Raw genomic sequence first — 9,642 nt, forward strand, 5'->3', positions numbered from 1 at the left:
TCACTCGATCTCATTGTAGCGTCCCCGCCCTTCGTCCTTGTTCTTGGCCAAGGTCTTCCCGGCGGCTTCGATGGCCTTGCGGCCCCATTTCATGTGCGTCTCGTGGCTCTTTCCTTTCAGGTACTGGCGAAGCGGCACCCCCCGGGTCTCCGGATAGGACTTGGTGAAGTAGGCATTGAGGAAGCCCTGGTTGAGACCGGCATCGACCAGCGCCAGGTTCTCTACCGAGTGCGGTCCGTTGTTGGCCTGCTCGTGGATGTGGTGCCAGTTCTTGCCGGCCGGCACGTTGAACCTCGCGTGCTTTCGGTAGCTCAAGGTCTGGCTGGCATCCTTGTAGGCGGACCAGACGTTGAGATCCCTGATCGCTTCCCAGGCATCACCCACCTTGTAAGGATTGTACTTTCTCCACTTCTTGCCGTAATCCCTGGCATTGAGTGTACGGGAGATCCGTGATTTGTCGATCTTGCCGCTGGCTTCCCACTTGTACTGGTTGATCTGCTTGGTGACCTTGATGAAGTCCACCGACCAGTCGTCATTATACAGTACCTGGACCTTGTCACCAGTTTTCAGGTGGGGATGTTTTTTCTTCTTCTTGTGGGTCCCCTTGGTCGGGTTGATGGTGACCTCGACGGAATCGACGATCACCTCCTCACCCTCGGCCGCCTCCACGAGCTTGATGGTGGTGAGCTTGTAGCGGGTCTTGATGGCCGGCAGCGCCATCTCGATATCGCCCTTGTCCTTCTCCTCGTCGTCCACCAGGAGGGTCGCCTCCTTGACGGCGGCCTCGAGGTCCTTCAGCACCTGGGCCGGGGTGCGGCCGTCGGCGGCCCCATCCTTCCCGGTATCCTTGGCGTTGAGCTCGACCCCCTTGCCGACCTTCCCGCCGGCCTTGGGTTTCACGCTCCACTTGTTCCCCTTCTGCTGGATGTCGAAGTCGACGCCGGAGGCCTGCGACTTGATCTTGTTGAGCTCGCTGTTCAGCTCCGTGCGGGTGAACGGCCCCTTTCCCTTGAGGCCGGCCAGAAGCTTGGAGGCGTTTTGCAGGAGCTTGGCGTTGTCCTTCTCCTTTCCCCCCTTGGGATCGGGCTTGGCGGATTTCCCCGCCTTGGCGGGAGGCCCCTTCTTGGGTGCGGGCTTGGCGTCCTTCTTGGGAGCCGGCTTCTTGGGAGGGATCTCCGGCTTCTTGACGCTGCCGTCCTCCTTGAAGCCCCCCTTGCCGTCCCCCTTTTTCCCGGATTTTCCCGGCATGTCGTTGTCCACCATCTTGGACATGAACTTGCCCGGGTCGAACTCCGGCTTCTTGAGCTCGATCTCCGGCACCTTCCCGCTTCCCAGCACGTACTCCTTCATCTCGGCGCTGATCCCGAGCGGGTCGCCGAGCGGCCATTCCTTGGAGAAGAGCGGCCAGGTCCAGCGGTCGTCCGAGAGGGGCGACCACCACGGCGTCACCAGGGCGATGAAGAAGTCGCCGCCGAGCCCCAGGACCGGCTGGGCCACCATCTCCAGGGTGCCGCTGATGTAGAAGACTCCCGGGTCGCGGAAGCCGACCGTCGGGCGGGCGTCCACGTAGGCCTTGACCCCCACGTCCACGTTGATCCCCACCCCGAACTTGATGTCGTGGTCGAGGATCTCGACCCCCGCCCCCCCCTCGGCCCGGAGCCTCAGCCCCGCGTAGGCGGAGATGTTGATGGAGCCGGAGATCTGGATCATCTTCTGGATCTCCGGGTCGGTCGAGTAGGTGCCGAGGATCTCGATGTTGTAGATCTTGGCGGGGCCGAGGCTCGCTATGGCGTGGAGGCCGACGTTGGCGAAGACGTTGATGTTGCCGACCACCGGGATCCCGTAGTACGCCTTGGCCTCCAGCTTGATGAGCTCGATGTCCCAGTCCCGCTGCTTCATCAGGAGGATCTCGGCGGGAGGGGCGACCTTGCCGATGACGGTGACGTCCCCCTTGGCGTCCACCACCACGCAGACCGTCCCGGCGAACCAGTCGGTGAGATGGAAGGAGAGCTGGCCGGTGGCGGCCAGACCGCGTTTCTTGGCGTTGGGCTTGGGAGCGGGGACCGGAGCGGGGGGCGGGGCGTCCTGGACGTTTTCCTTTCCCCCCGCCGCCTTGATGGCGTCGCGGGCGAAGGCGTTGGCGGTCTCCAGGTCGGTGGAGACGAATTCGATCATGCCGGAGAGCCGGTCGGCGGAGTAGGAGGCCTTGCCGCCGATGTCCACCGTCCCGTCCGGGTTGTACTTTATGAGTGCGTTGCCGGAGAACGACTTGTACTCGATCCCGAGCGACAGCTCGCCCGCGAGCTTCTCCTTCGTGTTGTCGAGCTTCAGCTGCCCCTTGGCGATCCCCTTGACGTTGATGTCGGCGCTCGCCTCGACCTTGGGCTTGTCCACGTTCTCGACCGCGAAGTTGACCGAGGCGTCGAGGAAGCCGCCGATCTCCACGTGGAGGCCGGTGACCCCCAGGGTGACCTTTCCCCCCTCGAACTTGTTGACCGGGGTCGGGAAGTTGCCGACCTTGAGGCCGAGCCCTCCCAGCACCTCGGCGGTCTTCTGGATTCCCCTCACCCAGTCGTTGGTGTCGCCCCCGCCCGGCTTGAGCGAGCTGTAGCCGTTCTTTATCTCGCTGTTAACCAGCTTGAAGTTGACGTAGAGCCCACCCAACTGGTCGGCCCAGGCCGCCTTGAGCTTCATCGATCCCTTGGCGAAGGAGTCGATGTTCTTCTTGCGGTCCGCCCGGACCTTGATCACCCCCTCCTCGGTCACCCCCTTCACGATCACCCGGAGTCCCAGCCCTTTGGCCCCTTGCGCCTCGATCTCGGCCTGGACCTTTTCGGAAACGGTGAGGGTGCCGGAGGAGAGATCGACCACCTCGGAGCTGGTGACCGCTTCGGGGGCGGGCGGCTTGGCGGCGGGGGCGCGGTGGAGGATGTCCTCGGGGCGCTCCGGCGGGGGGGAGTTCTTCCGCTTGATGCCGTGACCCTGCTGGACGGTGTGGGTGAGTTCGTGGGCGAGGAGCTCTTTTCCCGCCAGGGTGGCCGGCTGGAACTGGCCGTCGGCGAAGAAGATGTGGTTTCGGTAGGCGAAGGCGCGGGCGTGAAGCTGGCGGCTCAGGGCCGCCGCCTGGGTGTCGGTGTGGATGCGGACCGAGCTGAAATCGGCGCCGAAGTACGGCTCCATCTCCTTGCGCACTTCGGCCGGCAGCGGCGCGCCCCCGGTAAGCCGGCCGGTGATGGCGGATTCGAGGGCCGCCCCGCTTTCCGCGCTCCCCTTGTCGCCGGCGGGCTGGCGCTGGATCTCGCCGAGGTTGGTGACGTCCTGGTGGTGGCTCTCGTCGAATTCGCTGCGCAAGCGCTGGACGGCGTCGTGGACCGGGTGGACGGCGGGGACTTTGTGGACGGCGGGGCCCGGCTCCGTGGGCGCCTGCCCGCCTCCCGCGCGTTGCGCCTTCTCGTCCCCCGACTTCTGGGCCTTCTCTTCTCCCGCCTTTTGAACCCTCTCGTCCCCCGCCCGCTGCGCCTTCTCCTCCCCTGCCCGCATCGCCGAGGAAGACGAGTCCTTATCCCCTCGCCCCTTTAGGGGAGAGGGGGAGGGGTGAGGGCGGTTCTCGGTTTCACCGCGCCCAACCCCCTCCGCCATCCTCTGCGCTTCCCGCTCCAGCCGGTCCCCGGGCTGGCTGACCGTCAGCCGGGGCTGCACCGACGGCGGCATCGCGCTCGCCGGGCCGAAGAAGGGCGTTTCGGCCGGACGGACGGCCGAGGGCGAGCCGGATGTGGATGATCGTTCGGCGCTGCCTTTCATCGCTTCACCTCCCGGATCACCGGGACTGCTACCTCCACTCCACCCAGAGCATCCGTTCCATCCACGGGAGCCTCACCGCCGAGATGGTCCACGGGAGCTCGTCCAGCATGACGTCGCACGCCTCGGACTGGACCCGCAGCAGCCAGTCCCCGTCGGGGAGCTGGGTGACCTTGCCCGGCCGCAGCAGGAAAGCCCCCCTCAGCGCATCCGGGGAGGTGTTGCGCAGGGCCGCCCAGTGCCCGATCGCCGCCTGCAGCACCTTTTCCCCTTCCTCCCGTTCCTTTTCCGACAGCTCGTACGCTTCGACCGGTTCGCTGAGGTCGTCGAGGCCGCAGAGGAGCTTGAACAGGAAAAGCTCGTACTCGAACGCGCTAGCCTCGCCGGTCACCAGGAAGTGCATCAGGGAGAGTGCTCGCTCCGGATGGAGCAGCGTCCCGTCCGTTGCCACATCCAGGGCCCGGAAGAGGCTCGGGAGAAACGGGTGCAACAGGACGATGCCGGCGTTTTCGACGTAGATCCCTTCCCGGAGCTCGACGTCAAACTGCTCATCGTCGCGCGACTCGAGGTAACGCTGCGACCGGCGCCAATCGTCGGGGGCGCGGCTGGTGGCCAGCTCCACGTCCTCCTCGCGGACCTCGCGCCTCCGCGTGCGGGAGGGTGCCTTCGCCTCCGGCCAGCGCTTATTGAGGGCCCGGGCCATGGCGTAACCGCCCCGGCGCGGGGGGTGGGCGGTGAGTGCCTCGCGGGCCAGCTCCTCGACGGTCAGCTGGAGGCCGGCGGAGGCGGCGGCGAATCCCACGATCCAGAGCCGTCTGCGGACCATTGCCGCCTCGGCTGCCCCTCCCGCCTTTTCGACCGTTTCCATGACCTCCCAGAGGTTTCGCTGGGTCTGCGGCGACACCAGGGAGAGAAGGGTGTCCAGGAAACAGGGTGAGAACTGCCGGACCAGCCGCCCCCTGGCGTTGGACGAGTAGAGGGCGTTCAGCACCATGGCGGGCGCGGGGTGCGGGAGGTCCTCGTCCCCCGGCTGGTGCCACAAATCGAGCACCGCCTGCTCCAGGGTTTTCCCCTCGGGAAGCTGGAACCACCACGGGAGGGTGCCGTTGACCAGGAAGTAGAGGAAGGCCTCGACGAGCGCCTCATGCCTGGAGCGCTGCCGGGTGGTCTCCAGGTAGATCTCGTCCTCGGCCATCCGGCTTTGATGGATGAGGAACTTTTCCAGCGCCTCGGTCACCGAGCGGATCAGCTCGTGTTCGAGGACCGCCAGGGAGAGCGGAGGGGTGCTGATCTCCAGCCGGTCGACCGTCACGTCCAGGTGCGGCGGCACCAGCCGGTCGAGGAGCCGCTCGATCGCGGGGTTGAGCGAGTCCCAGCAGAGGTCCTGGAGGGTGCGCTGCAGGACGAGCCCTTCCTCCTCGGTGCCGTCGAACTCCACCTCCAGCCGCTGGTGCCGGATCAGGTGGGAAGTCATCCGATGGCCGCGTCGGCCCTGCCGAAGCAGCCGTCCTTGGTGATGATGGTGAGCCGGACGGTGGCGCTTGCCTGGGCGAGTCCGGCGGTGACCTTCTCTCCCTCGTAGAACGGCTCGTTGGAGCCACCCGGCACGACGTCCCAGACCCAGGCGGTGACCGGGATGGCGGCCCCCCCGACCACACTCCCCGTGAAGACGAAGTTATTACCGCTCTTGCCGATCTTGATCGCCCCCTTGGGCGGGTCGGAGCTGCAAAGCGGGTGGTAGGGGGTGTTGGTGCAGAGATTTCGTTCCGCGCATAAGAAGGCGGGGACGGTGGTCTGCTTGTTTCTCAGCCGGCGGTTGGTGAGGATCATGCCGTCGGTCGGCGCCTCGTTGGTGTAGCGCACCGTGAGGCTGTAGGCCGGGTCGGGCTTGGCGAAGGAGTAGTTGAACTCCAGGGCGAAGGTCTCGCAGACGAAGTGCTCGATCATGATCACGCCGAACGGGAAGGCGACCCCAGGGTCGGGCGCCGTGATCACCAGCCGGTTCTTCCCGGCGTCCCCCAGGGCCGCTACTAGGGCGGCGTTGATGACCTCGTTGAGCCTCCCGATACCCTCGTTGACCGTGTTGCCGTAATTGCCGTTCAACTGATCGACCGTGAACTGCAGGAGATCGGAGGTGTCCGGCAGCGGGATGTCCTTACCGTTGAAGGTGAGCTTGAGGGGCGAGTCCTGCCGGTAGCTCGTATAGTTCGACCCGTCCGGCGCCTGGATCCACATCCGGTACGCGCACCGGCGGGACTGGCCCTCGCACGGGAGGTCGCACGGCTTTTCGCAGCTGTGCTGGACGTCGATGGCGGTCGTGCACTTCCTGCTGTCGATGACCGTGACGGTGGCCTTGTTGCCGCTCGGGATGGCGTCGGTGACGAAGGTGTCGCCGCCGATCAGGTTGCCGTTCACCAAGTACGGCTGGGTCCCGCCGATGATGGTGATGGTGGAGCGGTAGCTGGCGGTCCCTTCGCAGGCGAAGCTCGCCTCCCTGAGGACGAGGTCCGGAGGGATGACCACGGTCTGGGGCGGGGTGGCGTTGTTGGCCGCGTCGCGCAGGACGATGGTGTGGCTCCCGACCTGGAGCGGGATCGAGTCGGGAAGCGAGGTGGGCTGCCCGTTGTCGATCTGCAGCTGGTAGGGCGCCGTCCCCCCGTCCGGGACGATCTTCACGCCGGCCATGCTCTGCGCGGTGCAGCCGATCTGCACGGAGAAGGAGAGGGTGGGCTGGCAGGAGTGCCTCAGCGTGGCGCCGGCCGTGCAGCCTGCCGCGTCGGTGATGGTCACCTGGACGTCGGTGTCTCCCGGCAGGACGTCGCTCGCGTAGGAGGTCCCGCTCACCGTGCCGCGGCTTGCGGTGTAGGGCGGGGTGCCGCCCGAGATGTCGAAGTTCGCCACGTACTCGTTGGCGGTCCCCACGCAGTCGAAGGAGGGCTCCCCGAGGGCGAGCTGGGGCGGGACGGTGATGGTCTGGGGGACCGCCTCGACTCCCTCGGCGTCACGCAGGGTGATGGTGTGGGGGCCGGCGTTCAGGGTGAGCGCGCCGTCGAGCGGCTGGTATCCCTGGGCGTCCACCTTCACGCTGTAGGGCTCCACCCCGCCGGCCGCCTTCACCGTCACCTGGGCCTGCCCGTTGGCGCTCGTGCAGTCGGCCTGCAGGGTGAAGGTCGGGGGGACCTTCGGGAGGACGAACTGGATCGGCGGGCAATCGGAACAGACGAGGTAGGGAAGGAAGAAGTCGGCGATGATGGTGCCGTCGTCGATCTCGGCGATGGCCTCCTCGATGATGACGTCGGTCGGGCTCACCGTGTGGATGGGACCGGTGCCGAAGGAGGGCCCCTTCCCGGTGAGGGTCCCCAGCAGGAACTGGAGGTTGGGATCGGACATCAGCTTCTGGTTGGCGCTGACCCGGTCGATGGCGTCGGAAAGCGGAGTGCTGCTGCCGGCGCGCCGGAGCACGGTGGAGCCCCGAGCGACCCCGCCGCCACTCAAGAATCCCGATCTCCCGCCCGCCATCCCCCCGGACGTCCCGGTGGCGCCGGTCGCCGGGGTGGGGGCCGCGTGGTAGACGAGGATGAAGGTCCCCCCCACCGGGACGCCCCCCTTGTGCTGGATTCCCGGGTGCTGCTGGAGGAAGAAGCTCAGGAACTGTTTCTCCTTCACCCGGGTGACCCGGCGCTGGAACTCCCCGACCAGGGCGATGAAGGCGTCCAGCCGGCAGCGGAAGATGATGTCCTCCAGCCGGTCGTCGATCTCCTCCCAGTTGAGGATGTTGACGGTCCCGGTGACCGCGCCGGCCGCCTGCTCGCGCACCCGCTCGATCGCAGCGGTCACCGTCACCAGGTCCTGGTAGCGCTTCTGGAAGGAGGCGAGCTCGAACTGCAGGAGGTCGTCCGGGAGCTGGTCGGCCAGCTTCTGGATGAAGATGATGACGTAGGCGAGGATGGTGTCGGCGGGGTTCTGGCCGCCGGTGTTGGCGGAGAAGCCCTGGCCGTTCAGAAAGCCGATGATCACCGCCGGGTCGATATCGGGGATCACCCCTCCCTGCCCGGCCAGCCAGCTCTCGAAGAAGCGCCCGAAGGTGCGGGGCTGGACCAGGAAGTTCGGCGCGCAGGAGGTGAGGAGCGGGAGTTTCGGCTTGGTCGGGGTCGTGATGGCGTCGTCCCCGTAGGGGAGGTCGTAGAAGTACTGGACCTCCCGGCAGAAAAAGCAGATGAGCTCCGCCTTGAGGGTTGCGTAGAGGGTGTCGAGGTCCTGGAAATGGCAGTCGTCGGGGCTCGCGTCGATCGGGAAGTTCTCGTCGAAGGCGCTCGCCCGCAGGGCGATGATGTCGATGGGGAGCCGGAGGCGGGACCTTAGCGACAAAAGGAAGCTCACCACCCGCGGGTAGTTAAGCCCCAGGTGCCCCTCGATCCGGAGGAAGTTGTACGGCTCGAGGTCGTAGGCCAGCGGATTGGTGACGAAGTCGGGCGGGTCGGGGGTGTACTCGTCAAAGCGGAAGCCCAGGTTCTGGTTGGCCCGGTTCATCCTGGTCCGGGCCGGGTTCCAGAGCTGGTACAGCGGCGGGGTGCCGTCCTCCAGGTAGTAGTAGGGGATGGCCTTTTCGGAAAGCGGCAGAGAGCCGAACCTGGTCGGGGTGATGCGGACCGGGACGAAGCCGCGGGAGTTGATGGCCTGCTTGGGGAGCGGGGGCTGGTCGGTGAAGGCCCGGATCATCTCCACCAGCCGGTCGAAGAGCTGCAAGAGGTCCTTTCTCCGGGTCTCACAGGCGCCGATGGCCGGGGAGGGGATGAAGACGTTGCGGTAGATCCCCGGGGCGGCTACCTCGTTCGGGAAGAGGAGGCCGAGCGCCAGGTGGCGCGGGAAGAGCCCGTCGGGCGGGGAGCAGGCGCAGAGGAGCTCGATCCCCCGGCCGCGGAATTCGCAGTACGCCGCCAGAAGATCGCCAAAGAGGTCGAAGTAGTACGGGAGGAAGCGGACCTGGATGGTGGTGGCGGGCACCGCGTCCAAAAAGCCGAAGCGGTTGAGAAAGCCTGCGAAGGGGTCGGAGGGATACTTTCCCTTCAAAAGCGGGAGAAAGGCCTGGTAGGCCGCCGAGAGGGCCGCCGCGGTCTGGTGGGCCATCTGGCTGGAGGTGAAGACCGTCAGGAAGGCGGCCAGCACCTGGTGGGCGGTGACCGGCGCGGTGTTGGGGACGTCGAAGCGTGGCAGCTTCAGGTCGGGGAGGTTCAGCTCGGCGGTCAGCGCGTCGGCCAGCTCCGCCCCGCCGGCGTTGGGGAGCTGGTTGGCCTGGGAGATGATCTTGTCGAGGTCGCTCCGGTTGATCAACAGGCGCCTGACCGTGGCGGTCACCTCGGAGCCCCGGTCGTCGCAGTCGTTGAGACTGCAGTTACGGAGGCTCTCCTTCTTCAGCTCCAGGAAGAGGAGCACCACCTTCCCCTGCATCGATTCCGGGGAATCCTTCAAAAGGGTCGCCCCCTGTTCGGCGGTCGGGAAGAGTTCCCAGAGGTCGAACTGGGCGGTGCCGTTCATGAAGGGGGGATACGGGAGGTCGGCCGGGAGGGTGTACGCCTTAAAGGAGACCAGGGTGACGTCATCCGGCTCCACGATGAGGTACCCCTGGGAGGTCACGCCGCATCCGCGGGAGAGCTTCACTGCCCCGGCGGTCTGGTCGAGCGAGATCTCCAGCCCGCAGACGATCCCGATGCCGACCAGGTTCGCGCGCGTCAACCGCTCCTGTTCGTCGAGATAGGCGAATACCTCGTTTAAGTGGGTACTGGTGAGGACCTGGTTAACCTCGAAGAGCGGATAGGTATCTTGAGAAGGTTTCATCGCCGAGCA

General features: G+C 66.2%; 3 protein-coding genes. All 3 read right to left on the reverse strand.

The features are described 5' to 3' along the window. From ACYVL5_RS08995 to ACYVL5_RS09005, 3 genes are read right to left on the reverse strand one after another with little or no spacing between them, the layout of a single operon-like run. Positions 1–3,801, reverse strand: a complete 3,801-nt coding sequence (locus ACYVL5_RS08995) for an eCIS core domain-containing protein (protein ID WP_460595228.1) — start codon at positions 3,799–3,801, stop codon at positions 1–3. A 28-nt stretch (positions 3,802–3,829) separates the two neighbouring features. Next, a complete protein-coding gene (locus ACYVL5_RS09000; protein ID WP_460595229.1) occupies positions 3,830–5,272 on the reverse strand; it encodes a contractile injection system tape measure protein in 1,443 nt (480 codons plus the stop codon). Next, the gene (locus ACYVL5_RS09005) at positions 5,269–9,633 is read right to left on the reverse strand and encodes a hypothetical protein (RefSeq protein ID WP_460595230.1); all 4,365 of its coding nucleotides are present in this window, start codon (positions 9,631–9,633) and stop codon (positions 5,269–5,271) included. The genes ACYVL5_RS09000 and ACYVL5_RS09005 overlap by 4 nt, the downstream gene beginning before the upstream one ends. Positions 9,634–9,642: the final 9 nt, after the last annotated feature.

Source organism: Geomonas sp. Red276, assembly GCF_054784495.1.